This is a genomic window from Marinomonas sp. UCMA 3892, assembly GCF_012726345.1.
Lineage (GTDB): Bacteria > Pseudomonadota > Gammaproteobacteria > Pseudomonadales > Marinomonadaceae > Marinomonas.
In genome coordinates this window covers 150,127-177,050 of the sequence record NZ_PTXN01000003.1, presented here as the reverse complement: position 1 = coordinate 177,050, position 26,924 = coordinate 150,127, and the positions used below count along the sequence as shown (strand labels likewise).

General features: G+C 44.0%; 26 protein-coding genes. 14 read left to right on the top strand and 12 right to left on the bottom strand.

The window, feature by feature from the left end; all coding sequences use genetic code 11:
• Positions 1–66 precede the first annotated feature (66 nt).
• Positions 67–366, top strand: a complete 300-nt coding sequence (locus B6N13_RS06125) for an addiction module antidote protein (RefSeq protein WP_169458842.1) — start codon at positions 67–69, stop codon at positions 364–366.
• 21 nt (positions 367–387) lie between these two features.
• On the opposite strand, the gene B6N13_RS06120 is transcribed toward B6N13_RS06125, so the two are convergent.
• Both B6N13_RS06120 and B6N13_RS06115 read right to left on the bottom strand, forming a co-directional pair.
• Positions 388–978 (bottom strand): DNA-3-methyladenine glycosylase I, encoded by a 591-nt coding sequence (locus tag B6N13_RS06120; protein ID WP_169458841.1) that lies wholly within the window; start codon positions 976–978, stop codon positions 388–390.
• Positions 965–1,894, bottom strand: coding sequence for a LysR family transcriptional regulator (locus tag B6N13_RS06115; RefSeq protein WP_011977985.1), 930 nt, complete (start codon positions 1,892–1,894; stop codon positions 965–967). Before B6N13_RS06115 ends, B6N13_RS06120 begins: the two co-directional genes overlap by 14 nt.
• 200 nt (positions 1,895–2,094) lie before the next feature.
• Here B6N13_RS06115 and B6N13_RS06110 point away from each other — a divergent pair, with 200 nt between their 5' ends.
• The 5 genes from B6N13_RS06110 to B6N13_RS06090 all read left to right on the top strand — a co-directional run bounded on the left by B6N13_RS06110 (position 2,095) and on the right by B6N13_RS06090 (position 7,994).
• Complete coding sequence (locus B6N13_RS06110) at positions 2,095–3,126, top strand: amino acid ABC transporter substrate-binding protein (protein WP_169458840.1); 1,032 nt, start codon at positions 2,095–2,097, stop codon at positions 3,124–3,126.
• Positions 3,127–3,241: 115 nt separating this feature from the next.
• Positions 3,242–4,474, top strand: a complete 1,233-nt coding sequence (locus B6N13_RS06105; RefSeq protein WP_169458839.1) for an ABC transporter permease subunit — start codon at positions 3,242–3,244, stop codon at positions 4,472–4,474.
• Positions 4,475–5,833, top strand: a complete 1,359-nt coding sequence (locus B6N13_RS06100) for an amino acid ABC transporter permease (RefSeq protein WP_169458838.1) — start codon at positions 4,475–4,477, stop codon at positions 5,831–5,833. It begins immediately after the preceding gene.
• Entirely contained in the window at positions 5,833–6,603 is a 771-nt protein-coding gene (locus tag B6N13_RS06095) for an amino acid ABC transporter ATP-binding protein (protein WP_072838614.1), read from the top strand. Before B6N13_RS06100 ends, B6N13_RS06095 begins: the two co-directional genes overlap by 1 nt.
• Before the next feature lie 80 nt (positions 6,604–6,683).
• Positions 6,684–7,994, top strand: a complete 1,311-nt coding sequence (locus tag B6N13_RS06090) for an FAD-binding oxidoreductase (protein ID WP_169458837.1) — start codon at positions 6,684–6,686, stop codon at positions 7,992–7,994.
• 69 nt (positions 7,995–8,063) lie between these two features.
• Here B6N13_RS06090 and B6N13_RS06085 read toward each other — a convergent pair whose 3' ends face one another.
• Entirely contained in the window at positions 8,064–8,516 is a 453-nt protein-coding gene (locus B6N13_RS06085; protein WP_169458836.1) for a GNAT family N-acetyltransferase, read from the bottom strand.
• A 22-nt stretch (positions 8,517–8,538) separates the two neighbouring features.
• Positions 8,539–9,177, bottom strand: coding sequence for a Vat family streptogramin A O-acetyltransferase (locus B6N13_RS06080; RefSeq protein WP_169458835.1), 639 nt, complete (start codon positions 9,175–9,177; stop codon positions 8,539–8,541).
• Between the two features lie 106 nt (positions 9,178–9,283).
• Here B6N13_RS06080 and B6N13_RS06075 point away from each other — a divergent pair, with 106 nt between their 5' ends.
• The 8 genes from B6N13_RS06075 to B6N13_RS06040 all read left to right on the top strand — a co-directional run bounded on the left by B6N13_RS06075 (position 9,284) and on the right by B6N13_RS06040 (position 17,906).
• The gene (locus B6N13_RS06075) at positions 9,284–10,954 is read left to right on the top strand and encodes a phosphotransferase (RefSeq protein ID WP_169458834.1); all 1,671 of its coding nucleotides are present in this window, start codon (positions 9,284–9,286) and stop codon (positions 10,952–10,954) included.
• Complete coding sequence (locus B6N13_RS06070; RefSeq protein WP_169458833.1) at positions 10,947–11,882, top strand: GAK system ATP-grasp enzyme; 936 nt, start codon at positions 10,947–10,949, stop codon at positions 11,880–11,882. Before B6N13_RS06075 ends, B6N13_RS06070 begins: the two co-directional genes overlap by 8 nt.
• Positions 11,879–12,994, top strand: a complete 1,116-nt coding sequence (locus tag B6N13_RS06065; RefSeq protein WP_169458832.1) for an HprK-related kinase B — start codon at positions 11,879–11,881, stop codon at positions 12,992–12,994. Before B6N13_RS06070 ends, B6N13_RS06065 begins: the two co-directional genes overlap by 4 nt.
• A 140-nt stretch (positions 12,995–13,134) precedes the next feature.
• Positions 13,135–14,481 carry a metallophosphoesterase gene (locus tag B6N13_RS06060; RefSeq protein ID WP_248280245.1) on the top strand — a complete coding sequence of 449 codons (1,347 nt, stop codon included), beginning with the start codon at positions 13,135–13,137 and terminating at the stop codon, positions 14,479–14,481.
• Complete coding sequence (locus tag B6N13_RS06055) at positions 14,478–14,747, top strand: amphi-Trp domain-containing protein (RefSeq protein ID WP_011977997.1); 270 nt, start codon at positions 14,478–14,480, stop codon at positions 14,745–14,747. Before B6N13_RS06060 ends, B6N13_RS06055 begins: the two co-directional genes overlap by 4 nt.
• A gap of 148 nt (positions 14,748–14,895) precedes the next feature.
• The gene (locus B6N13_RS06050; RefSeq protein WP_169458831.1) at positions 14,896–16,881 is read left to right on the top strand and encodes a methyl-accepting chemotaxis protein; all 1,986 of its coding nucleotides are present in this window, start codon (positions 14,896–14,898) and stop codon (positions 16,879–16,881) included.
• A gap of 120 nt (positions 16,882–17,001) precedes the next feature.
• On the top strand, positions 17,002–17,244 hold the full coding sequence (locus tag B6N13_RS06045; RefSeq protein WP_011977999.1) for a DUF1272 domain-containing protein: 243 nt from the start codon (positions 17,002–17,004) through the stop codon (positions 17,242–17,244).
• 191 nt (positions 17,245–17,435) lie between these two features.
• Positions 17,436–17,906, top strand: a complete 471-nt coding sequence (locus tag B6N13_RS06040) for a hypothetical protein (protein ID WP_169458830.1) — start codon at positions 17,436–17,438, stop codon at positions 17,904–17,906.
• A 105-nt stretch (positions 17,907–18,011) separates the two neighbouring features.
• On the opposite strand, the gene B6N13_RS06035 is transcribed toward B6N13_RS06040, so the two are convergent.
• The 8 genes from B6N13_RS06035 to B6N13_RS06000 form a co-directional block, all read right to left on the bottom strand.
• Entirely contained in the window at positions 18,012–19,442 is a 1,431-nt protein-coding gene (locus B6N13_RS06035) for a histidine-type phosphatase (RefSeq protein WP_169458829.1), read from the bottom strand.
• A gap of 95 nt (positions 19,443–19,537) precedes the next feature.
• Positions 19,538–20,305, bottom strand: coding sequence for a hypothetical protein (locus B6N13_RS06030; protein ID WP_248280244.1), 768 nt, complete (start codon positions 20,303–20,305; stop codon positions 19,538–19,540).
• Positions 20,306–20,477: 172 nt separating this feature from the next.
• The gene (locus B6N13_RS06025) at positions 20,478–20,915 is read right to left on the bottom strand and encodes a hypothetical protein (RefSeq protein ID WP_011978003.1); all 438 of its coding nucleotides are present in this window, start codon (positions 20,913–20,915) and stop codon (positions 20,478–20,480) included.
• A 183-nt stretch (positions 20,916–21,098) separates the two neighbouring features.
• Positions 21,099–22,013 (bottom strand): EamA family transporter RarD, encoded by a 915-nt coding sequence (gene rarD, locus B6N13_RS06020; protein WP_011978004.1) that lies wholly within the window; start codon positions 22,011–22,013, stop codon positions 21,099–21,101.
• Positions 22,014–22,157: 144 nt separating this feature from the next.
• Entirely contained in the window at positions 22,158–22,745 is a 588-nt protein-coding gene (locus tag B6N13_RS06015) for a hypothetical protein (RefSeq protein ID WP_169458912.1), read from the bottom strand.
• A gap of 304 nt (positions 22,746–23,049) precedes the next feature.
• Positions 23,050–23,328 carry a hypothetical protein gene (locus tag B6N13_RS06010; RefSeq protein ID WP_169458828.1) on the bottom strand — a complete coding sequence of 93 codons (279 nt, stop codon included), beginning with the start codon at positions 23,326–23,328 and terminating at the stop codon, positions 23,050–23,052.
• A complete protein-coding gene (locus tag B6N13_RS06005; protein ID WP_169458827.1) occupies positions 23,318–23,905 on the bottom strand; it encodes a hypothetical protein in 588 nt (195 codons plus the stop codon). Before B6N13_RS06005 ends, B6N13_RS06010 begins: the two co-directional genes overlap by 11 nt.
• Positions 23,892–26,792 (bottom strand): DUF2235 domain-containing protein, encoded by a 2,901-nt coding sequence (locus tag B6N13_RS06000; protein ID WP_169458826.1) that lies wholly within the window; start codon positions 26,790–26,792, stop codon positions 23,892–23,894. The genes B6N13_RS06005 and B6N13_RS06000 overlap by 14 nt, the downstream gene beginning before the upstream one ends.
• Positions 26,793–26,924 lie beyond the last annotated feature (132 nt).

Genomic DNA, 26,924 nt, shown 5'->3' with positions numbered 1-26,924 from the left:
ATTCAAATGGATACAGATTGTTTTATGTATAATAAAACAGCGAGCTACAAAACTGGATGAGACAAGATGACTTCAATAAAAGAACTGACCAACTTTGATATGGCTGAGCAGCTTCGTTCCGACGAAGACATTGCCGCCTATTTATCTATGGTGCTTGAGGATGGGGATACCGACGAGCTTATTCATGCGCTTGGTCATATTGCCAAAGCTCGAGGCATGACGCAGATAGCCAAAGACAGTGGGCTTGGGCGTGAAAGTCTTTACAAAGCCCTTAGATCCGGTTCTCGGCCACAATTTGACACCATAGTAAAAGTGCTTAAATCCCTTAATTTTGATTTGAAAGCCGTGATCCATACGCAAAAATGAGCGCATCGATTGGATGTGCTTTTACGGCCTCACAAACCCTTTCCTCGCTTTATCTATTTTCTCCCGCATAAAACAGTTCTCGGCGTGGTCGTTGATGAGTCCCATGGATTGCATGAAGGCGTACATTGTCGTTGGGCCGACGAATTGCCAGCCACGTTTTTTGAGTTCTTTAGAAAGGGTGATAGATTCAGCGCAAGTGGTTTGAGTTTCGGGCGGAGGCAGGGTGTTTTCGTTGGGTTCGTAGCGCCAAATGAAGGCGGCTAATGAACCTTCTTTTTCGACCATTTCTAAAGCGCGTTTGGCGTTGTTAATCACCGCGAGGATTTTGCGTTTATTCCGCACTATGCCTTGGTTGTTAAGTAGTTCTGCTATTTCTTTCTCACCAAATAATGCCACTTTATGAAAATCAAATTGCTTGAAGGCGAGGCGAAAATTTTCTCTCTTAGTCAAAATAGTTCGCCAGCTCAAGCCTGATTGAAAGGTCTCTAAACAGAGTTTTTCAAACAAACGCTGGTCGTCATCAACCGGAAAGCCCCATTCGTTATCATGGTATTCAGGAAAGTCAGGTGCGGAACTGGCCCACGCGCAGCGGGTTTTATCATCGGGAAGCATGCTTTGTGTCCGGTGGAAGCTGAGTTTGTATTTCTAGTTTACGTATCAATGCGTCGTAAAAATCTTTGGCGAGGCCAGACAGTGGACTCAAATTGGAGGTCAGTACTTCGAGCGGTTCAACAACGCTGGGGTGGAACGGTTTCAAAACGACGTTGGGCAATTGAAAGACTTTGTCAAAGTAACGGAAGTTCAGTATGTCGACCAAGGTGGCGCCCATTCCCAAGTTAACAAAGGAAAGGCCATGAATGGTCGTATGGACTTCTAGGGTTCGATTCAATGGCAATCCCATTTCAGCATAAATGCGTTTTAATGCTTTTGTAGTAGCGTTTTCTGAATCCAGAGTAATCCAGCTAAGATCCAATAAATCATTAGGGTGAATAACGTCTAGCTGGGCAGCTGGGTGATCTTTTGGTACCGCGCAATAACAAGGTAAGTCGAAGGCGACTGAGTCGTGCTTTGAGGAACTTTGGGCTTTATCAACCAAGCCGATTTGATATTGTCCTGATGCGATACCTTGTCGAATGGCCGAGCAGCCGGAGAGGTGTAAACTCACATCTACGCCAGGGTTTGCTTTCATATACTCGGCAATGAGTTCAGGTAAAAATTGATAGGACGGACCGAAAATGGTGGCGATGCGTAATCTGCCTGTTTTGCTGTTTTTTGCTCGTTTTATGCTGTCTTCTAGATGGTTTACGCCTTGCAAGATGCCATAGACCTCTTCGTGCAAGTAGAGCGCTTCATCTGTCGGAATGAGCTTGCCGTTGTTACGCACAAACAATTTATAGCCAATTTCATCTTCAAAATTCGCTAGCATTTTACTGGCCGCTGGTTGGCTGACATAGCTCCGCTCTGCGGCTCTAGTGATGCTGCCAGTAACAAAGACCTCGTGAAATATACGCAACTTATTGATGTTCATCGGCATAACCTAAAGTTATTAGACTATTAAAAATATTCAGTGTGATTATAGAAAATCTTCACATAAGATCCTAACTGTTAGTTGTTTGATCTGCATCAAAAGATTTAATAAAACGATGGGATCGCGGACTCGATTCATAATAAAAATGAGTTCGAATAAAAAGAAACCATAAAATCAACAGCATATAAAAGGAACGAACAATGAAGAAATTTTCTCTAGCGTTAGCAGCAACTACAACGCTTCTAGCGGCAAACAGTTATGCAGCGGATACCACTTCTACCTTAGATGCGGTAAAAGAACGTGGCTATGTAAACTGTGTAATTGGTAACTCTTTTCCGGGTTTTTACAGCTTAAACAAGGCTGGCGAATGGCAGGGCATGGACATTGATATGTGTCGTGGCGTGGCTTCCGCGGTGTTTGGTGATGCCTCTAAAGTGAAATTCCTGCCGGTACAGTGGGCGCAAAGCTTCACTTCTATTAAGAGTGGTAAAGGTGACATTTTATCAAAAGGCATGACGTGGACGCTGTCCCGTGATTCAGCACAGGGCTTAGATTTTCTTGATACGTATTTTTATGACGGCCAAGGTTTCATGGTGCGTAAAGATTTGGGCGTGAAATCTGTAAAAGAGCTAAATGGCGCAACGGTTTGTGTATTGACCGGAACTTCTAGCGAATTGAACATCGCGGATTACAGCCGTGCGAATAATTTAGATATAAAAACCGTCGTGTTTGATGACTCTTCTGTGCGCAACACGGCTTTTTTTAACAACAACTGCGATGCTTTGACCAATGACAAATCGGGTTTAGCTGCGCAACGTTCTGCAGCACCGAATCCAAATGATTACGTTATTTTGCCTGAAACTATTTCCAAAGAAGCCTTATCGTTTGCTGTAAAACAAAACGACAGCGAATGGGCGAATGTTGTGAAATGGACTTTTGCTGCCATGGTTGCAGCGGAAGAGTTTGGCGTGAATTCACAAAACGTCGAGAAAATGCGTGCAGAAAGCCAAAGTCCAGTGGTTCGCCGCTTACTTGGTGTTGAAGGTGATCTGAATACAGGTCTAGGACTTCCTCAGGACTGGGCATTTCAAGTTATTAAAAACGTTGGTAATTACGGTGAAGTGTACGAACGTAACGTAGGAACTGATAGTGTTTTGGGTTTAGAGCGTGAAGGTACATTGAATGAATTATGGACTAAGGGCGGGTTGATGTACGCAAAATCATTCCGTTAATACACGATTATTGTGATCGAAACATAGTGTAACGGTCTCTAAATATGGCAAATAGGTAGGTCTTTTGGCCTATCTATTGCAATTTTAGTTTTCCTCCTTCGTTCGGTATATAGATATGATTCAGTCCTCTACGAGTAAACCACAGAAAAGTCCTACTAAGGGTACTGGTTTGCCTTCGTCTACGACACAAAAATGGATGTTTCTGCTTAATAATGATTCAAGTAGAGCGGTGATCCTACAAGCGATTGTCTTAGTGCTAGTGTTGTTCGGCTTGTGGTTTTTATTCGCCAATGCCAGTGAGAATTTAAACCGTTTAGGCATGACGTTTGGCTTTGATTTTCTGCAAGTGACGGCAGGATTTAATATTAGCTGGAGTCTGATTCCTTACGACCCAGGTATGAGTTACTGGCGTGTATTTTTAGTCGGTATTGTCAACACACTGATTTTGTCTTTTTGTGTGATTGTTGTCGGAACTCTTATTGGTACAGTGGTGGGGATTTTAAGACTATCCGACAACCCTTTGGTTTCTCAACTTGCGCGCTGGTACGTAGAAGTTGTGCGTAATGTGCCTTTATTAATCCAAATTATCTTTTGGTTTACTGTAGTGTTTTCGACCTTGCCAGCGCCTCGGCAAAGTTATCATCTTGGCGAATGGCTTTTCCTAAATAATCGTGGCCTTTATGTGATGACAATGGAAAGTACCTTGTCATGGGGATGGATTGTTGCGCTTGGGGTTGCCTTGATCGCTGCGCTTTATGGCTTATTCCGTTGGTCTAAACCTTATTACACTTTGTCTGGCTCTCGTTCTACAGGGTTCTATATCGGCTTAGCTGTGTGGGCGTTAGTTGCTTGCTGGGCGATTTGGACCTTTTTGAATTCGACGAGCTTGTCTGTTCCATCGCTGCAAGGTTTTAACTTCAGCGGCGGTGCGTTTCTTCCTGCGTCATTCGGTGCTGCGTTTGTTGCCATGACGGTGTATCGATCTGCGGCTATCGCTGAAACGGTTCGTGCAGGCATGCAATCTATCGACCGAGGACAACATGAGGCGGCGTTTACCATTGGTTTCTCGCGCGTTCAGTCGTTGCGCTTGATTCTGATTCCTCAAGCGATTCGGTCCATTATTCCGCCAATGACCAACTCTTGGTTGGCAGCGACAAAAGACTCGTCACTGGCGGTAGCAATTGGCTTCCCTGAATTGGTGTCTGTGTTCATGCAAACTTCCATGAACCAAACCGGACGCGCTATCGAGATCATCTTTATGGTCATGGGTTTCTATATCTTCATCAGTTTGCTGATCTCTTACTTGCTCAACAAGTACAACGACAGTGTGCAGTATAAGGTGCGATAAATGGACGATTTGAATGTGAAAAACCAACCTGTTTTAAAGCAATTTGTCCCGACTCCACCTCGTCCGCCACATAAAAGTGAAAGAGGTATTCTCGGCACAATTCGTCATCGTTGTTTTAACAGTATTGGCAACAGCTTGCTGACCTTGTGTGTGGCGACTGTGCTGTTTTATTTAGTGAAACATGTGTTGGATTGGGCGGTATTTAATGCGGTTTTCATCGCGGATAATCGTCGTCAATGTATGGATATCAGTCCAGACAGCGCCTGTTGGGCCGGTGTTATTAGCTGGTTTAATGGCTTAATTTACGGGCGTTTTCCGGTGGACGAGCAATGGCGCGTCAATATCGGCGTCTTGCTCGGATTGGTTTGGTTATTGCCGCTGATGTCGAAGCGTATTCCATTACGCAATTTTATATTGTTGTCTTGGATTGGCTTGTATCCTTTTGTGGGCGGTTATCTTTTCTTAGGCGGCCGTTTTGGCGAGGAATTAGGCTTGGTACATGGTGCGATGACCTGTCTTGCCTTGGCTTTCTTAGCCATTATCTACGCAAACTGGATCTTGTCGGCGCTGGGGAAGAAAGGCTTAAACGAACTTTTTGTGCCGCTGGTGTCTCGCTTGGTTGAGCGCCGTATTCATCTGTTGAGCTTTGTTGCTGTGTGGCTGCTTGTCGCATTGGTGATCGCGTCTGGGCTTAGCCAAGTGTCATTGGAGCCTGTGCCAATTGAGCGTTGGGGCGGTTTGTTCCTAACCTTCATCATTGCTGGTTTTGCCATCACCATGGCGATTCCTGTGGGCGTGATTTTAGCGCTAGGTCGACGTTCTAAATTGCCAGTGATTCATTGGTTGTCGATGACTGTGATCGAGTTAGTTCGTTCTGTACCTTTGATCACTGTCTTATTTATGGCCGTGACCTTGCTGCCTATCTTTTTGCCAGCGGATATGGAGTTTAACAAGCTCACGCAAGTACTGGTCGCAGTGTGTTTGTTTGCTGGTGCTTACATGGCCGAAAACATTCGTGGTGGTTTGCAGGCGATCCCAAAAGGTCAGTACGAAGCCGCGGCTACGCTTGGTTTAGGGTATTTGCACACCATGGTGCTGATCATTCTGCCCCAGGCCCTAAGGATGATGATTCCGAATATCATGACGTCGTTTATCAGCTTGCTGAAAGACACCACATTGGTTTCTATCATCGGCTTGTTCGACATCATGTTGATGGCGCGCAACATTGCCAACGACAAAGACTGGGTGGGAATGCACACTGAGCCATTGGTGATGATTTCCGTGCTCTTCTTTATCTTGTGCTACAGCATGTCTCAATACAGTTTGAATCTTGAAAAACGTTTAAAGGTGGATCGCTAATGACGACGTCATCAGGAAATTTAGCCCAAAAAGCCGTGACTGAAACGGCGATTAAAATCGACAACCTGAACAAGTGGTACGGAGATCATCACGTCCTTAAAGACGTTTCTCTAGATATTAGCGAAGGCGAAATTATGGTGGTGTGTGGGCCATCTGGATCGGGTAAATCGACCTTGATTCGTTCGTTGAATCATCTAGAAGAATACCAAGAAGGCGTGGTTTCCGTGTTTGGTCAGCCGCTTTCTCGTGATCGTCAAAGCCATAAAATTATTCATCAAACTATGGGCATGGTGTTTCAGAACTTTAACTTGTTTCCTCATTTGACTGTTTTGCAAAACTGTACCTTGGGTTTGACTTGGCTGCGCAAGATGTCAGAGCGTGACGCTGACAAAATGGCCATGCGTTTGTTGGATCGCGTCGGGATTGCCCATCTTGCAACACGTTATCCGGGACAATTATCAGGCGGTCAACAGCAGCGCGTGGCGATTTCCCGATCCCTCGCTATGGAACCCAAAATCATGCTGTTCGATGAGCCTACCTCCGCACTCGATCCAGAGATGGTCAAGGAAGTATTGGACGTGATGATCGACCTCGCCAAAACTGGCATGACCATGGTGTGTGTTACTCATGAAATGCAGTTTGCTCGACAGGTTGCTGATCGCGTGGTGTTCATGGCCGACGGTGAAATCATCGAAGTTGGGCCACCGGAGCAGGTGTTGGTGAATCCCCAGTGGGATAGGACGAGAGAGTTTTTACAACACGTACTTTGATGACTGATTAACTCGCGACATCGTAAGTTATTAATCACAGAAGAATACGAATTTACCCTTATTTATGGAATGAAATCGATATGCTGGCAAAAAATATATCGACGTATACCAACATGCCTTTTTGGCTGGCAGATACGTCTTTGGCGAGCAAAATACACACAAATGCACGCTTTGAAATCCCACAAAAAGCCGACGCTGTGATTGTTGGTGGCGGCTTTACTGGAATCTCTGCGGCTATCACCTTGGCACGAGCAGGACTCAAAGTGGTTCTACTAGAAGCTGGGCATTTAGGCGAAGGCGCGAGCTGTCGAAATGGTGGTTTGCTTGGGCCAAGTTTTAGTAAATTAGGCGTTGATGGACTCGAACGCCAGTATGGTCGTGACAATGTTCATGAGACGATTCGTGAGAGCTTAGTAGCCTTTAATTGGCTAGTGGATTTTATCAAGGAAGAGCAAATTGATTGTGATTTGTCCTTATGTGGCCGCTTTCGTGGTGCGAGTCATCCGAGTCATTACGCGGGCCTGATCGAGCAAGCGGAAGAGCTTGCGAAAGTAGTCGATTTTCCGGCGATTGCAGTGAGCCGTCAGGATCAATTCGAAGAAGTAGGTTCTAACGCGTATCATGGCGGCGTGATTTACCCGACCGATGGTACGTTACAGCCCGCTAAGCTACATCGTGGTCTTTGCCAAATTGCTCAACAAGCCGGAGTGTTAATGCTAGAACACACCAAGGTGCGTGATGTTAGTAAACAGGGCGCTAGTTACAAGGTTCAGTACGATGGCGGTGTTATCGATGCCGATCAAGTGATTATCGCGACCAATGGCTACACAGGCGGTGAATTTGATAAATTTAAACGTCGCATCATTCCTATTCGTTCTGCGATGATTGCCACCGAAGAATTACCTGAATCTGTGATTCGTTCCGTGAGCCCGAAATTACGCGCCCATGGTGGCACCGAGCGTTTGGTTGCCTATTATCGACCTTCGCCTGATGGCAAACGCATCTTGTTTGGCGGACGAGCATTTGGTCGTGGCGATCAGCCACAGCTGTATTCGAAATACCTACAGGACTTTATGATTCGTACTTTTCCTCAGCTGGAAGAGGCAAAAATCGATTACGCTTGGTCGGGCTATGTTGCCTACACCTTTGACCATGTGCCACACATTGGCAAAATGGACGACATGCACTACGCCATGGGCTACTGCGGTTCAGGTGTTGGTCGCGCCAATTATTTTGGTCGTAAAATCGCTCAACAAGTGCTTAACCAAGTGGAAGGCAAAACCTCATTTGATGGCTTTCCCTTCAGAACACGTCCTTTGTACACTGGAACACCTTGGTTCTTGCCGATGATTATGAAATGGCACGACTTTGCGGATCGTCGCGGCTGGTAAAAGCGTCAGTTATAAGCGTCTGAATCCAATCTCTCAAAGCCTCAGTTAGACACTGGGGTTTTGTTTTTTTTACGTCAAAGGTTTTAATAAGCAAACTACACGTTCTATTTCGTTAAAACCAAGTTGTTTGTGAAGGTTGACGCTTTTTTTGTTGGAGATCGGGGCGTCGCTGCCAAGTTCCTGAAAGCCTTGTTGTTTTGCCCATTGCTCGGCTGCTTCAATTAGAGCTTTGCCAATACCTTGCCCTTGGCAGTCAGGTGAGACAAACCAAGCTTCGATGTAGGGCGTGGTTTGCTGGCTACTGCCGGGAACATTGTCGCGAAGATTCAGCTCGATAAAACCTATCATGTGTTGGTTGTCATCGAGCGTAACCAGCACCTCTTGTACATTTGGATAGCTTCCAAGAAAGAAGGCATTAACTTCCGCTTGGCTGATGTCTTTAATTTCTGGCAGAAACTCGATTCTTAGCGCTGACCAAGCTGCGGCGTCTGTTGCTTGTATGGTGCGGATCTTGACTGTCATACATTAACCTTTGTTATTCTATTTACTCATCTTTAGCGGTTTGTAATCGATTCAAATCGGCACTGGCGATGGCGTCTAAATGTTGGGTGATTTTCTCGGCGCTCCAATCCCACCACGCAATGTCTTGTAATGCTTGAATGGTTTGCTCGTCAAAACGGTATTTGATGATCTTGGCAGGATTGCCACCGACCACGCTGTAAGCTGGCACGTCTGATGTCACGACGGACTTGCTGGCGATGATGGCACCGTTACCGATTTGTACCCCAGGCATGATGGTGGCGTCGTAGCCAATCCATACATCGCTGCCTATATTCGTATTGCCTTTGTAGGGTAAATCTCCTGCCTTTGGCGCCGCTTTTTCCCAACCATTGCCAAAGATGTAAAACGGATATGTTGAGAAACCTGCGTTGGCGTGGTTGGCACCATTCATAATGAATTTAACGTCTTTTGCGATGGCGCAAAATTTACCGATAATGAGCTTATCGCCAATAAAATCAAAGTGATAAAGCACATTGTCTTCAAAACGTTCTGGCCCATCTGGATCATCGTAATAGGTGTAATCACCAACGATGATATTGTCGCGGGTAATAAAGTTTTTAAGATAACCTACTTGTGGGAAGCCCTTCATCGGCTCTTTGGTATCTGGATTGGGTCCTTTCATATTGTCTCCTTGTTAATTATTTCGATGGCGGATTGTCACATAACTGTCATCTTGATGCTTTCTACTGTCTGTATAGTCAAAGAGAAAGTAATAAGGGAAAAACGTTATGGCTTCAACCCCAGTTGTGTCTTCGTTACAAGAGCATGTGTCTTTTCTCTTGCATGAGGTCGAAACACACTGCCATCTAGTGGAGCTTTTTTTCACTTCCAGTTCAACAGCGCTGTTGTCTAGTATTCGTAGTCGTCGTGGCTATGTGCAAGCGCTGCGTGAAAAAGCCGATATTGAAACCGCGCGTTTATTAGAGCGCCGCAAAACCAATACCACCTTTCATGCACAAGTAAATGGCATGCATACCTTGGTGATCGCTCTTGAGATGCTGACTAAGCATTGCTTTGACTGTATTCGAGAAGGTACGTTGGATGAGCCTTATAAACATCCAACAGGGCAAGAATGCCGCAAGCTGGTGAAACGTATAAGACGTGCCTTGCGCCTTGTGAAAGTTGGCGTGAGCGACAATCGTCGTCGTACTGGTATCAAGTTAGGTCGACGCACTCACAAGTTGCTCGCCAGTTATAACGAGCTGCAAGCGCTCACTTTGCAAGCAAAGTTCGATTTGAGCGATGACCAGCTGCGTGCGGCGATTTTGAGCAATGTCAGCGTAAAGCACTTGATTGAGCAATTAGGCGTTGTTGCGGAAGCCTTGATTAAAACGGATCTTGGCCAAGTCGCCACGTTGCAAAATTATCCTCATTTATTAGATAGTGCGACGAACCTGAATTACGACCTACGAGACTTAAAAGTACGACGTTTGGCGTTAACTCGATCTGGCAGTGCCATTGCTGCGATTACTCACAAAGATGAGTCTGGCAATGATGTGCTTGCTGTTTATAAAGAAGGTGATCGCTCCAAAATTGAAGAAGAGGTGGCTGGCGTGAATCAATGGCGTGACATTGATCCTCGGCTCGCACCAAGTGTTCTTTGTCAAACAGGCACATCTCAAATCAATGGCAAAAGCGATGGCAGCAATGAACAATCCTCTTTATTGATCGAACACATTCCGGGAAAAACCTTGGAAGCCCTGTTGCTTGCTGGCGACCAAGACGGCACAAAAGCCGCGTTGAAAGCCTTATTTAAAACCCTGAACCAGACATGGAAAGCCACTTTGACACCTGAGTCTTGTGCGGCGAATTTCATGGGGCAACTGCAAAAGCGTATTGGCGACAGTCGTAAAGTTCACCCTGAGTTTTTTAAAGATGAAGAACGCATTTGTGGCTACACCAGTCTAAGCTTTGATGAGTTAGTCCGTCGCGTCGCGATACAAGAAACTCAGAGGCGAGCGCCTTTTTCAGTACTGACTCATGGGGATTTTAACGTTGATAATCTGATTTATGATGACGCAGAAAAGCGTGTCTATTTTATCGATCTGCATCGAGCGTCTTACTTTGATTATGTGCAGGACTTGTCGGTGTTAATGGTCTCGATTTACCGCTTGCAGGTGCTTAGTGGGGAGACGCGAACACAGATGATGGAAAGCGCCAAAGAGGTGTATCGCTTTGGTCGACGCTTTGCTTCTCGTCAACAAGATACCACCTTTGAAGTGCGCTTAGCTGCCGGTCTTGCTCGCTCGTTTGCCACTTCCACACGCTTTATTTTTGATAAAAAACTGGCTTCTCGAATGCATTTACGCGCTCGATATTTGCTGGAGCGTTTAGCCAAATTATCACCAGAACAAGCCCAAACATTTACTTTACCACTTAAGGAGCTTTACGTTGAATAAGTTGAAAATCGGGGTGGTTGGTATCCCTGGAAAATGGTCCACAGAAGTATTGGCGGATCGTCTTGAAGAACGTACTGGCTTTCGTGCCGTGATTGATATGAGCAAAGTGGAATTGCGTTTAGACACCAATCAGCTGATGTTCCAAGACTTAGATCTGATGACGCTGGATGGTTTGATCATCAAAAAGATCAGCGAAGTCTATTCACCCGCCACAGAAGACCGCATTCATCTGCTGTCTTATGCGGAGCGCGCTGGCGTCAAATTGTTTAGTCCAACTCAAAGTGTGGGTAACTTAGTGAACCGCTTGAGCGGCACTTTGGCGCTGCAGCGGGGCAATATTCCTATGCCGAAAACACGCATCACCGAAAGCCCAGAACAAGCGTTTGACACGGTGCGAGAATTTGGCTCGGCAATTTTAAAACCTTTATATTCCACCAAAGCCCGCGGCATGATCATGTTAACCAAAGACGACAGTGACGAATTTGTCCATAACGCTTTGGAAGAGTATCGTCAGAGTCAGTCCATTTATTATATTCAGCAAACCGTGAAATTGGATGGTCGAGATTTGGGTATGGTATTTGTTGGCGGTGAATACCTGTGTACTTACGCGCGTGTTGGCAATAAAGACTCTTGGAACACCACGATTAATAGTGGTGGAAAGTATGAAATGTTTGAGCCTGATGCCACGCTGATTGAATTAGGTCGTCGAGCACAGTCTTGTTATGACCTGAGTTTTACTACCGTGGATATTGCCTTGACGGATCAAGGTCCTGTTGTATTTGAAGTATCGGCCTTTGGCGGTTTTAAAGGCGCGTTAGAAGGCTGTGATATAGATGCAGCCAGTGTTTACGCGGACTATATTTTAAAGGAATGTGTTTCACAAGAAGGTGTTTCACAAGAATGCATTCTAAAGGAGACTACATCATGATTAAAACCTTATTAAATTTGCCTCATGTGGATGAAGCATTAAGTCATTGTAGCGAAACAATTCGCCTTCACTTTGCCGATTTATCGGTTATCGTGCATTCGAATGAAGCTATGTTGTTGGCTGGCATTGCAGATTATTACCGCAGTTATTTGAAGGCAGAGGCGCACACGACAACATCCTTGAATGTGTATGTGATGGAGCAAAGTGCTGTAGGTGATGAATTGGAGTGGTTAGATGTCCCACGCGAAGCAGGCAAGCAAGGACGAAAAGAAGGTTTCCTTGATGTTGCTGGTGGACGTTGGATTAAGAAATTCAAAACTGGCATGACGTTTTTACAACGGCCTGATCATACGGTTGCTGTTGGTCCTTGTGCGTCTAACTTGGCACAAATCGTCAACTTTATTAACAACCAGTTTTTGAATCATTATTTACGCCAAGGCTTTACCTTGGGTCATGCCTCAGCGTTTTGTGTGAACGGCGAAGTAACGGCTATTGCCGCTGGGTCTGGCGGTGGCAAATCTACCCTGATGCTTCGTTGTCTTGAAAATCCCGAACGTGATTTTCTCACTAACGACCGACTGTTACTAAAAAATACAGGGCCCAAAAAAACAGAATTGAAGAAAACCGAGCAAGGTACGCAAACTATCGGCTTGGCAAAACTGCCGCGAGTAAACCCCGGTACTTTGCTGCATGCTGAGCGATTACGTCATATCTTGCCAGAAGATCGTCAACAAGCGTTACGTCAAATGCCGCAAAGTGAACTATGGTCATTAGAGGAGAAATACGATGTACAGATCGAAGATGAATACGGGCCAAACCGTGTTCGTTTAGCCGGAAATCTGTCGCGTCTTATCATGCTGGACTGGTCATTAGACAGCGCTGAACCGACGCAATTAGAGCCGGTTGATTTGTCTTCTCAGCCTGAGGTGATCGAAGGACTACGTAAACGTCCTGGGCCTTTTTACCAAGATAAATCCGGTGCTTTTGCAGATCTTAACGCCATTGATTCCGTAGAGCATTATTGTCGTGAGCTGGCGAATGTGAAGGTTTATCGACTCACTGGCAGGATTGATTTTGATCGAGCTTATGAGCTTATAGACACTTTAAAATAAAGAAATCGAGAAGCTTTATGACAGCTTTCATCTTACTGTCATAAAGCTTTGTCACAGTAAAAGGATTAGTCTATTTTCGGGCAGCCTGTTTTGTTTGAATTTTCTGACGAAAACCATCAACCAAAAGGTAATCATTTCTTATGCCGAATCCTATGTTGAGCCCTATTCCAGCCATAATGGATCGCCCTCATCACTCCGATATCATTGCGCGTTTACCTAGTGAATGGACAGCTTGGCCTCGAGATGAAAGCTCGGTAAACAGTCACGTTTTAGAGCCGAATGAAACTCCGTCTTTGTTCAAAAAGAGTAAGCTGTGCTGGCCAAAACGTTCCGTGGTGTTTATTTCTGATCCCCATGCGGACGCGGTGGCTTTTGAGGATTCCTTGATTGCGGCAGGCGTAGCAGAACGTAAGAAAAAATCGGGCTTGGGACATCTTTCTCTGACGAAAAAAGGTAAGCAGTCGGAAATCATCGTTGGCGGAGATTGTTTAGATAAAGGGCCGAGCAATCTTAAATTGCTGCGCAGTGTGAAACAACTTTATAAGCTAAAAGCACGAGTAACTTTACTCGCTGGTAACCACGACTTGCGCTTGTTGATGGGATTGCTAGCATTGGCGCGCAAGAAGGACGTAGGCAACCAACACTTTTTCGTACGCATGGGGAAAAAAGTCGTGCCGTTGTTTCGGGAAGTTTTCGACGAATATTTGGCTGACGCTCATTGGGATAAGAAAATTCCCGATGAAGATACGTGCCGTGAACTACTTTTCCCCGGTGACGATTGGTTTAAAGAGTTTCCGTTTCATGCAGCAGGCTTTTTGACCGCAGAAGGCATCGACCGTGAAGTTCGTAAAATGGAATCTAAGAATCATAGTTTCGAGAAGCACTGCTTGTCAGCCGGATTGAGTTTGCGACAAGTCTATGCCACTTCGTTGAAATGCCAGCAATTGTTCTTGCATAAAAAGGGCGAGTTTAATTGGTTTTTTCGCAGGATGGAGCTGGTCGCCAAACGAGGTTCATTTTTATTTTTGCACGCTGGTTTGGACGACAGCATGGGGCAAATGTTGCTGAAAAGCGGCACTAAATATGCGAACAAAGCCTTCCATCGCAATTTAAAACGTCGAGATTTATTCAGCTTTTACTACAGCTCGATTGCCAATACCTTTCGGACAAAATACCGCGATGCCGATCTTCCGCTAACTGAGCGCGGCGTAAACGCCATTCACAAAGCCGGTATTCATGTGGTTGTACAAGGTCATATCAACCGTCAGCAAGGTCAGCGAATTACTATCAAAAAAGGTCTGGTGCATGTGGAAGCTGATATCACCTTGGACTGTCACTCCCGTACTGCGGAAGGTTTAAAAGGCCATGGTATTGGCGCGACCTTGATCGGCAAGGATACTGGAATTGTCGGATTAAGTTGCGATTATCCAACTGCAAAAGTTATGACCTCAACCGAACTGCAAGGAATTTACGGACAAGTATTATGAAATCTAAAACAGAATTTAAATACGAAGCTTTACTGGATGCCGATGATATTCAAGACGTACTAAAAGCGCTCTCGAAAGGCTTGTCGAAAGGCAAACTGGAATTTAGTGAGGAAAAAGAAGGTTCCTTAACTCTCGATCCAAAGGGGCTAATGCGCTTAAAAGTTAGTGCGTCAGAAGACGAAGATAGCCAGCAGTTTGAAGTCAAAGTACGCTGGGAAAAACGCCCCAAGCGTCTTAATAAAACGGTTCCTAATATTTTGTCTTGAGCATCTTCATGTTTTAAATCATTTTTTTATAAACCTATAAATTATTTTTCTATTTTTTACAAATAGACACAATTCTTTTCACTTCATATTAGATATGACCTTCTACTTTTTAATTAGGACGTCTCGTCATTGATATGAGGTAAAGGATATGCTCACCTTCGCTAAAAAATTATATTTAGGTTTTTCAGTCGTTATTATTCTACTGGCCTTGGTCGGATCTACGGCCTATTTTGCGTTAAATAACGCATCAAATGGTTTTGAAGAATACCGCTCCTTGGCAAGAGCCACTAATGCTGTAGGTAGAGTTCAAGCCAATATGCTAATGGCAAGAATGAAAGAAAAAGATTTTATTTTAACGGGGAATATAAAAGATAAGGAAGAGTTCGATATTTATTGGGAACATACACTGCAGTTTATAGCTGAGGCGAAACTTGATGTTGATAACGCTGAAGATATTGATGTTTTGAAAGGATTGGATACGACTTTAAACTCTTATATTGCTGGGGTTGAAAAAATTGTTGATTTTAAAAAAAAAAGAAATGAATTGGTTGAAAATGTTTTAAATATTAATGGGCCGGCGATTGAAAAAGATCTTACTAAAATACTGATGTCTGCAAAAGACGATGGTGATGTTTCGGCGGCCTATAATGCGTCTCTGTCGACGAGAAGTTTGCTACTAGCACGTTTATATGTGCTGAAGTTTTTAGAATCTAATACGCAATCCTCAGTTGATAGAGTCGAGAAAGAATTTGCAGATTTAGATTCTCAATTAAAAGTCTTAAGCAATGAGTTACAAAACCCTGCTCGTAAAGCGTTATTGGACAGTGTTGTTAAAGATGTAGCGACCTATAAAAAGGCCTTTAATGATGTCGTTGCTGTAATTTCGAGTCGGAATAATATCATAAATGAAACGTTAAACCCTGTTGGCTCTGAGGTTACTGAGTTGACTGAAGGCCTCAAGTTATCCATTAAGAATGAGCAAGATTTGCTTGGTCCTCAGATGGTGGATAGTAATACGATAGCCGTTTATGTTATTGAAGCGATTGTTGTGATTGCGATTCTATTGGGTGGCGCTGTGGCATGGTTGATTACCCGCGCGACGACAACACAACTAGGTGGTGATCCTGCGTTGGTGACAAATGTAGTTCGTAGTGTGGCAGATGGTGATTTAGAAATTCAGTTACCAAATAATAACGAGCAAGAGGCTAGTTTATACGCTGCTATCCGAAACATGGTGAAGAGTCTAAAAGCCAAAGCTGTTTTAGCTCAAAAAATAGCGGATGGGGATTTGACGGCTAAAGTGGTTCTCGCATCGGATAAAGATAGTCTCGGGCAAGCTCTGCAAGACATGGTGAAAAACCTAAATAACATCCTTATAGATATCCAAAATGCAGGGGATCAAATTGCAGCTGGCAGCTCGCAAGTTTCCATTTTTAGTCATTCTCTTGCAGAAGGTGCAACCCAGCAAAAAGACAATTTGCAGACCATTTCTGCTGCATTAGAACAGCTATCAGTACAAACCAGTGAGAATGCCGAGAATGCTCGAGAAGCTAACTTGTTAGCTGAGACAGCTCAAAGAGCCGTGGTTGAAGGTCAAGCTCATATGCAAGAAATGATTATAGCAATGAATGAAATTAAAGACGCTGGGGAAAGTATTGCAGGCTTCATTAAGACCATTGATGAAATCGCCGAGCAAACTAACTTATTAGCACTGAACGCGGCGATTGAAGCAGCTAGAGCTGGGGAGCAGGGACGAGGTTTTGCGGTGGTTGCCGATGAAGTACGAGGCTTGGCATCTAGAAGCACTGGGGCCGCGGCAGAAACGGCGAAGTTAATACAGCTCTCTTCCTCTAAGACTGCAAATGGAGTTTCTATTGCTGAAAATACCAATAAATCTCTTCAAGCTGTGTTTGATGGCATCAATGAAACATCGGCTATTGTTGGTAAAATTGCATCTGCTAGCCATGAACAAGCTTTGGCAGTGAGTGAGGTTGCGCAAGCAATGGTTTCTGTTGGTGACGTTGTCGAGCTAAACGCCGCGGGTTCTGTTGAAGGTGCGGCAGCAGCAGAAGAGCTGAGTAGCCAAGGTGCAGCGATGAAGCAAACTATGGCGCGTTTTACGCTAGCAAGCTGATTACTATTTAGATTTTTTTGTTACTCAAGCACCACTAAAATCTTAGGTTTTAGTGGTGTTCTTTATGTTATATAAGCTAGATTCTAAACTGTTTGTGCTGAATGAGTTGGAGGAGAATATATGTTAGAACTAAGGCCTAATTGTGAGTGTTGTGATAAAGATTTACCACCATCAGCCGAAGATGCCATGATTTGTAGTTTTGAATGTACTTTTTGCCTCGATTGTGTCGATACTATGCTTCCTAATGGCCGTTGCCCAAACTGTGGCGGTAATTTTGCTCCAAGACCAATTCGCCCAGCTAATAAATTGGCAAATAATCCCCCCTCAACAAAACGAGTGGTATCGGGCTGCAAAGCCAGATAATCTCGGTTTAATATTGAAGACATTATTTTATTTGTGTGTTCTAGTCGTTTAGATCAGCGAAGAATTGTTGATAACTATTTACGATAAGTTTTTGCTTAAATCAGTCTTGGTGTTACTTTATGTAAACGGGCTTGGTGCTATCCGTTGAGCACTTAATCCGCAATACAAAAATAATAAAAAGGAGAGGGGCTGTGAAAACGAAAAAACACTTAATGCTTGTCCTCAGTTTATTTCTCTCGCCTGAGTTGTTTGCGGCGAATCCTTCAATTAATGAACTTAACTCTTGTTTAGCTCTGGTAGATTTTGTCGACACAACATTAGACAATTTTTCCGATCATTATACAGTGGATGATATGGCAATCGTTCATGGTGGCTTATCTGCTTATAAAAATTACCTTAAAAATGATGTTATTACGCCAAAACTATTAAGCATGTATGGTGGTAACGAAATGCAAGCTAAGTTGATGCAAAAGCTGTTTGATCGCCAAAGAGCAACTTTTTTTGAACACCTTAGTGAGCGTTACTCCGAAAAAAAACTCTTCACAGAATATGCCGCAGCTATTAATGATTGTACGGCAAACACTCGTATTAGACCTGAAGTCGCGAAGCCGTTAAATACGGCTCTTGATAAGATGATCATAATGGCAAGGCAAATTCAGTAGCTAATGGTTCTGCTGTAAAAAGTTGAAACAATAAAAAAACAGCCATGACATTTTTTGTGTTATGGCTGTTTTTGATTATTTAGTTTGGCGGTTTCTGCCTAGTTATTATTTACCGTAGCATCGAGTTAACTCAGAGAATTGATAAAAATAACTTCCAGTAGAAATTGGCTTGCAGCTGTCCTTAAAGGCAATTTCTTTTTCGTTATAGAGCATTTTCACCAATAAGCTGCCTGCTTGATTACGGTAAACATCCCACTGAATATTCGCACTGTATGGCGATACCCAGCCACCACGCCAAGGACTTGTTTGCAAGGTATAGCCAGTATCACGAGACACACCAGTCTCGCTGCCTTTTAATTGCATTTGCGCGGCAAATGGAATGATGGTTTCAGCATGGGCAAAGCGTATTTTTGCTGCTTTGGTATTTGTGCCGTCTTGCACGCCCTTGATCTCATTGAAGAAATCATCTTCTAATACCGACGCCATTTTATAGGTGATATTGGTATCAGCGAAGCTTGGACCTTTTTCGTAATAATCTTCACCATCCAATACATAAGACAGCCACTGAGATTCTTTTGGGGTGACGAACTGGGTGAAGTTCCATGGCTGTGCGCCAGCTTCATCGGCTAAGCCTGGTGCAATCAGGTAAAGGTTGAAAAGCTGTATTGCGGCTTCTACATCATTATAAACAGTTGGCTTTTTCTTACCGACTTTGATGAAAGACAATTTGCCTTCTGCAAGTTGATCGACAAAGGCTGGTGAATAAACGCGTTCTAGCATTTCTCGCGCGACTTGATGTGATTTTGGCTGGTCAAACAAATGATCGACTGCCGCGCGTAGTTGAGGATTTTCCTTGACGTAGTCTTGGTAGTCTTTGTTGTTGCTTTGCTTGTGGAAATATAACTGCGCTTTATTTTTCACCGGCTTGCTGATGAGAGGCGCTAACGCTGGATTGACGTTTTCTAAGCCTTGAATGAAGGCAAGGCCGCTGTCTCTTGCACGATCTTGTCCTGAATATTCAAAAGCGATTTGTTGCTGGTTTTGCACTGCTTGGTTTAACAAACTGGCGTTGCGTTGTGCCATACGCTCACCGATTTGAATTTGCTCTTGATTGCCTAATTTAGATAAGTTGCCGTAGCCCATTTTGACGTTGGCTGCCATTAAACGCTCGATTTCAGCTCCCAAGTGCTCGCCAAGAGGTGTTAGTGCGTTTTGTTTTTTGGCGGCTTGCCAGATTTTTAAGCTGATGTCGTCGTATTTCGGACTAGAAAGTGCACGAGAACCGTGACGAGCGACTAACTCGGTGTAAACCAGAGTGTAGCTTGCTGGGACTGTGCTGTAGTTGTCTACACTGTCTTGCGGAACATAAACAGATTTTGTGCCGTACACATAAGTATCAGTAGAGGCGATTGATGTAGTGTTAACAGAACTGCAGCCAGCTAATGCCAACATGCCGATTACAGGAATAAATGCTCTAGTATTCAAAGGAAAGCCCTTACTAATGAGAGTGATTTTGTATCGTTTAATATTAGCCATGTTATATGACGCAACGATGACGGCATTCTCTCGTGAGCAACTTTGAGTAGTATTTTACACAAGGTATGAAGATTGGTTCATACCTTGTGTTGTATTTAAAAACCGCTTGGTTGATCAATTAGCATAGCAGTTGATAATAAATACTGTTCGTTTAGATAGTTGAGTAATTCAGTATTGACATCTTGTTGAATGGTCGGTAACCCTTGATTACCAAAAATACGATTGATCTCAATTACATAAGGCACAGATCCAACCATGGCGATGTCGAATCCTGCGTGGTTGATGTCCAACGATTCGGCCAAATAAGTTACTAAGTCTTGAGCTTCTTTTGGAATCAGAGCCACTTCCACTTGGCCGCCTTGGCTAATGTTATTGTGAAAGCCATTGTCTGACTGTAGACGCCAATAGCCACTAACAATTTTATTGCCGACCCAAATAACGCGCATATCTCTGTCTATTGGTAAGTATTCTTGCACATACAAAACATCGGTTTGAGCGACATAATCGCGCCACTGACCAATTGTTTCGATTAGAAACACGCCATTACCCATGCTACTTTTCGGAATTTTTGCCACAAAAGGTGATGGCATGTCATCCCAAATTTTTTCCGCTTCATAAGGTGTGTTAGCGGCAATAATTGTATAAGGGTGTTGTTGTGGTGCAACAGTACGAAAAGTGCGAGTCATTTCGACTTTGTCATGACCAATCATGTATGACGCCAGGCTTGGAAAAATACGCTTTTTCAGCCCGTGAACCAAAGCGGTAAGCTGCCAATATTGAGGAAATAAAAGCCAATCGGCTTCTTTAATTTCCTCCAAATGTTCGTACATAGACTCAGGTTTAATGTACTTAACCTGAGGCAAATGGAGGGTTCTTAGCGCGTCAAACGAGATGATCTTCATTATGTATAATCAGTAGCCAAACATGCCGCGATTGTGAGGCCTGAAGGCTAAAAAAGAAACAAAAAACACCATAATTTTAAATAACTTATGGTGCTAAATAATCCATTTTTTTGATCGTTTTTGTTCTAAAAAATCAATGTTCACGAGGCGCGTATTTTAGAAAAATACCAAGTGAAATCAGCAAAAAACCCGAACTAGCGACAATCGCAACTGGATAATACAAATTCCCTGCCATATCGAGTTGGCTGTATTTGATCACCATAATTAGACCTTCGAGTGCCATGGCAACACAAACCGTGCCGATAAAGCGTGGTAATGTACGTCTTAGTAATACAATAACGTCATGTTCATTATCACTACCGTATTCTTTATTGATGACCATCGCCAGCTCAAATACCGCAATGGCGATGATGTTGGAATTGATAATTTTTATGATGACTTGAGTAAGGCTCTCACCGTGACGATACTCATTTATAGCGCCGCCAAAGCTGGCAATGACAACAAAACCAGCAAGTGTGAAAAAAATAGTCGCAAAGGTTTTGGCAAAGGTCTTTTGGACATTAACATGCATAGTAAGAATCCGACTTATTTAAAGATGATCTTAACAATAGGGTTTTGTGAATGAATAAATAGGTCGATCAATGCGTTACCGCGAAGCTTCCTTGTTGATGACGGGGAATCGTCAATCTTTACAGATTGTTCTGGGATATGGACGTTGGCATGACTCACTATGAGTCATGCCTTGGGAGTAGAGTTATATCTCGTCATTACTATCAATAAGCTTCGCCGATTTTGTTTTACGAATACGTCGAATAGAATCCACGATCAGCATAGCAAGCGCCGACCAAATCAACACAAAGGTCGTGAGCTTTTCTGGGCTAAGTGGCTCGCCGTACAAAAATACCGCTAAGATAAACATTCCCGTGGGACCTATATATTGGAAGAATCCAAGTGTTACTAGACTGACTCTATTAGCTGCGGCCGCAAAGCACATGAGTGGAACCATGGTGATAGGACCAGAAGCGAAAAGCAGCCAATTAACTGTGCTGGTGTTTTCAAACATGTTCGCACTTGGCGAGTCGCTCAGTATTAAATAGACAAGGGCAAAAGGTAGCAAAATAGCGGTTTCAATCGCCATTCCTGTAAAACTATCTACGGCAACCTTCTTACGAACCAAGCCATAAAAACCAAAGGTTGTAGCAAGGATCAACGCAATCCAAGGCAAAGAGCCAAATTGAATGACCTCAAAAGCCACAGCGCAAAAGCATAGAGCCACGGCGGCTTTTTTTACTCTGTCGAGTTTGTCTTTAAAAAACATAACCCCCAATAAAATGCTGATCAGAGGATTGATGTAATAACCCAAACTGGCACTGAGTATTTTGTTGTTTTGTATGGCCCAAATGAAAATTCCCCAGTTAAAAGCGATTAGAGCGGTGGAAATCAGCATGGCGGCTAATGTTTTAGGGGAGCGTAACACCACTTTTAAGGCATCCGTATAGCGTAATAGGACGATTAATATCATCACCAAAAGACAAGACCATATTATCCGGTGAGCGAGAATTTCTTGCGCTGGGATAAAGGACATTTCCTTAAAATAAATCGGCGCAATAGCCCATAAGGTAAATGCTGTTAACGCGTATAAAATGCCGCTTTTGGAAGACGTTTGCATGGATGACATCCCATTCAATGAATTATTTTTTTGGATAAAGAGTGTATATGAATGGGCAGCATATGGTCACACTTTTTATGGTCTGAGAAACAGATAAAAATTGGTTTAGAGTTGATTCCCCTTAAAACCTAGATCGCTTGATTGTTAAGACTCATCATAAGGCGAATCAGGGAACGGGGTAAGTGACATCTCGCCTTTGCCATCGAAGAGTACAACTACATTTCGAACCGACTCAGGTGCTTTTTCTACCCAATGATTTGGGTCAGCATTAGGCTTCGGTGTGCAGTCATCGTAAGAAGGAGAGCAATACAATGTATAAAAAATTCTAACTCTTTCTCTCTCTACCAGTACCTGCATCGAGCCGGTTTTACCTTTAAAAAACTGGTAATAATTCCTAAGAGTCCGAATCTTTTTCTCCGCCAATTCGCTGTCGATGTCGGCGGAAATTCTAAAATACGTAGTTGCATCCTCCTCATATTTGGCCCAAAACCCTTCGATATGATTCGGAACTCCCATTCGACCAATATCGGCACTGGCTCCTGGGTAGCCATTAACCGCGCCATAACCAAATCCTGCACCTCCGCCTAATACATCGGACACTAACATATCTCGAATACCGTATTGCCCATCTAAACTGCCCGCATTGCCAATACTGGCGACATAGAAAGGTTTTTCCTCACACCCTGCCAGAATAAGTAAAGTGGCGAGGATGAAGAGCAGCTTAATTTTCATAGGGCGAATCTGGGAACGGGGTAAGTGACCTCTCGCCTTTGCCATCGAAGAGTACAACTACATCCGTAACATCACGAGGAGATTTTTTGACCCAACCTTGAGGGTCTGCATTTTCTTTAGGGGAGCAGTCTGAGTACAAATCCACACAAACTAATGTGTAAAGTACCTGAATCCTTTCATTTTCCACTATAACCTGCATTGAGCCATCTTTTTCAGAGTAACTTTGGTAATAATTCCTAAGAGTCCGAATCTTTTTCTCTGCTAATTCGCTGTCGATGTCGGCGGAAATTCGGTAGAAGGCAACTTATCCCTGAGCATTGGGATTTTGTTTCGCCCAATAGCCTTCAATATGCTTGGGGACTCCTATACGACCAATGTCGGCACTGGCTCCGGGGTAGCCATTAACCGCACCATAACCAAATCCGCCGCCACCGCCTAACACATCGGCGACACTAATGGGGCCTAGAATATATGAGCCATCTAAACTGCCGGCGTTGCCAATGCTAGCGACATAGAAGGTTTTTTCTTCACATCCTGTAAGCATAAGTAACATGATGAGGATTAAAAGCTGCTTAATCTTCATAAGGCGAATCTGGGAATGGGGTAAGTGACATTTCACCTTTGCCATCAAACAATACGACAACATGGGTCGTCTTATTAGGTGAATAAACAACCCAACCATTAGGGTCAGCATTTTCTTTTGCACTACAGTTATTTACTCTAGAGAAGCATTTCAATGTATAAAAAACACGAATCCGTTCTTCCTCGACTTCGACCTGCATAACGCCCATATCACGCTTATATTCTTGGTAATAATTCCTCAAAGTCCGAATCTTTTTCTCCGCCAACTCGCTGTCGATGTCGGCGGAAATGCGATAATAGGCTTCTTCTTTATTCCAGCCTTTTACCCAAAAGCCTTCAATGTGCTTGGGCACCCCCATACGACCTATGTCAGCACTTTTACCTGGGTAACCATTCACTGCGCCATAACCAAAGCCGCCGCCCCCGCCTAGCACATCGCTCACAGAAATAGAAACTAAGTAATAAGGGCCATCTAAACTGCCGGCGTTGCCAATGCTGGCGACATAGAAGGGTTTTTCTTCACATCCTGTAAGCATAAGTAAGGTAGTTAAGATAAGGAATAGCTTATTCATTGTCATAGGTTTCTCTTGTTGGTGTGCTCAATGGCGCATTGGGTTGATAGCGTTTAAAGGCCTTAACATTAGCAATGCCATTGACTTGACTATCGATTGGGTCACTGCAACCGGGGTTGATAACACTATCATGGGAACGGTGGATGCAGTTATCGGGTACATCTAGCAGCCAATCTTGTGGCGCAACTTTTCCTATAGGCAGTGTCGCTAATTTATTCCACAATGACTTTTGTGCAGGATTATTCTCATAATCTCTTGATGTGTTATACCGTGAATTTATCCACTTCACTCCAAAACGCTCCGCCTGTTGCTTCATTCGCTCTTGAGCCAATCCAGCAAGACTGGCATCGATGGGCTGTAGGCGGTAGAAGTATAAAGTAGCGTCTTCTTGCTCTACTTTGCCATGTTGTTTATAGGTGGCTTTGCATTCTGTTGACCACTCTTTTTGGTGGCGAAGTTGTTCTTGATAAAACCACTTATCAAAGTCTACAAGTCTGCCTTTGTAGGCATATTCCTCTTTTTGATCTTGATAAGACAGGGTCTTAATAAGCTCTCTGTTGTAGGTACTATTTATAGGGATTCCATAACGCTTTGGCAGATCGGTCTTATTATATTGCTCTACAAAAGGATAACCACCGCCCACGTCCGTATGAGCCCCGGGGAAAACTTCTTCATAAAAGTTAGGTGCGAGCTGCTCTCGAGTTTTCAAGGAGGTGAGAGGGAAGTTGCTACGGTATTCATGGTGAGCACAGATCTGCAATGCATGACCCACATCCGCTGAATTGACATGCAAGTTAAATACGCCATTATCCTTATTACCTGGCAAGTAAAACGACCCCACCGTATCAAACAAGCCTAAAAAGCGCACACTGGCACTGCGTTGGGTGTCCGCTTGGTAACCCGTATTTGGGTTGTATTTCTCCTCTTCTGTAGTGCCTAATAAATTAGGTGTAATCTGGCTCGTATCTTTGCCTGAACGATGCTTAGTGTAATTGGGCAATCCCATTTTTAACGCATTTACAAAATGTCGTGCTAATGCAGCGCCTCGACTGAACCCAAACACATCAAAGGCGATATGAGTCACTTCGTCATAAAAGCCTTCTTGAAGTTGTTCAATAATAATATCTCTTAGGGATTTAAGGAGTGTCTGCCATTTCTGAAAGGCGCCATTGTCATCGTAAAGACCAGTAGCACCAGACAAGCGACTTTCGTCTTTACCGGCGTCGATCATTTGGGGCCTTTGCCATGCCCCATCCACCGTGCCGACTCCAGAGACATAAATAGCCGCCGACTTTCCTAGTTCTTGTGAGTACGCTTCAAACAACCTAGCGATGTTGGTTCTGGATTTATCACCATGTTCTTCTTTATACGCGTCATTTCGGTTGTTTTGCGCTGTGCCATCAAAAAACACGCCAATGCGTAAGATGCGTTCTGGTTTGACGTTGACTAAGGGTAGACCTTTTTTCACTTTGCGCTTTTCCAAAGGCAATATTGGGGCGTTGTTGGTGATAGTGATGCTGGTGTCTTCACAAGCATAGTGGCTGTTTTCTGGGTTGTTGTAGGTGCTTGGCGCTTCTGGTGGGCATTCGAAGCGTTCAAACTCTACGGGGTTTTCGGCCTCGTTCAGCTGGATGGTTAAGGTGTCACCGGTTTTTAGTGTACTTGGGTTGTCTTTGTAGCTGGCGTTTTGATCGAGCAGCGCTTTTGCTGTCAGGCCGTATTGTTTGGCAATGTCCGCCCAGGTTTCACGTTCTTGGGTCGTTGGGTTTTCTATGACGGTATGCGTGGCGACATCGGCTTTAATGCTGTCTTTTTCGTTGTTGTCTCTATCTAACTGTGGCGTCTTGGTCACTTTTAATAGGGCGTCAATGTCTAAATGGACGCCGTGCTTCTCTAGCCATTCAGGGTTCGCTTGCTTTACTTCTTCAGCGGATAGAGACTCCGCACGGTAAACCAAGTACTGATCTTTCACTACTTTGCCAGCGATTTTCCAATACACCAACAGCGCCGAGCTGGCATGCCGAAAGTGATAATCGGCCACATTGTCTGGCATAGGGCTGAAGGTACCATCGTCTTGCCATTGGTATTTTTGAACGAGCTCAGATCCCTTGAAATGATAAAGGTAGCCTGTGGTTGGTTGCCCTAAACGCTCCCCAAATTGTACCGCTGGCATAATAGGAAGAAAGGCTTCATTCACTTTCCCTGAGCCTAGTGGCACCATGGCGACATCTTTTAGAGACAGTCCCATGGTGTTTTTCGTCGCTCGAAAGTTTAAGTTATGGGGAGCATTACTATCGGTTTTAAGGGTGTATTTTGTGCCATGGGCTGTTGGGGTTGCCGTCCAATTGGCTATGGCCATTTTATTTTGTTTATCGAACAGCTCTGTGCTTAAACCAACTGGGTGATTTGGGTTCTTGGCAGAAAAAGCGATTTCGATATTGTATTCGTGAGCAATAGCTGAGTGTTGTGCTTGGGTGCTACTGTCAGCCAAGACAGGTTCTGGCGTGTAATCTGGTTCCTTAGCGGGGTGAAGGTTGCCTCGATTTGATCCTACTGAGTCGGCTGATGCAGAACTTCCACCTTGTCCCATCATATTCAGGAGCTGTGTCAGTATAGCTAATGCTGATGGCTGAAAGTCGGATTCGGCTGAGGCGTTGATTTCCCACTTGCTGACGCCTAGGTTTTTTTTAGGAAGAATGAGCAATGGCGTTGTGGGGAAGTCGGTAGCGAGAAGATATTCCCCAGCCGATACTTTTTCTAGTAATACCGTCGAGGTCATGCCTTTGGGCAAGATAGAATGCAGGTCGCGCTCGTCTATTTGACTCAAGCTACCTTCTACAGAAGCGAACTCCATCTCCATTAAGCTATCCAGCTTAATTAAGCGGTATTTCATGGACAAGTCCTTGTCATTTGGTGTGGTTAAAATGTCCGCGATTTTATCTTGTGAAGAATGTCTATGTAAACGAGACAGGGTGTAAGGTTTTAGTCAGTTTTGTGTCGTCTCGCTAAGGGGTTGGTGCCTCAG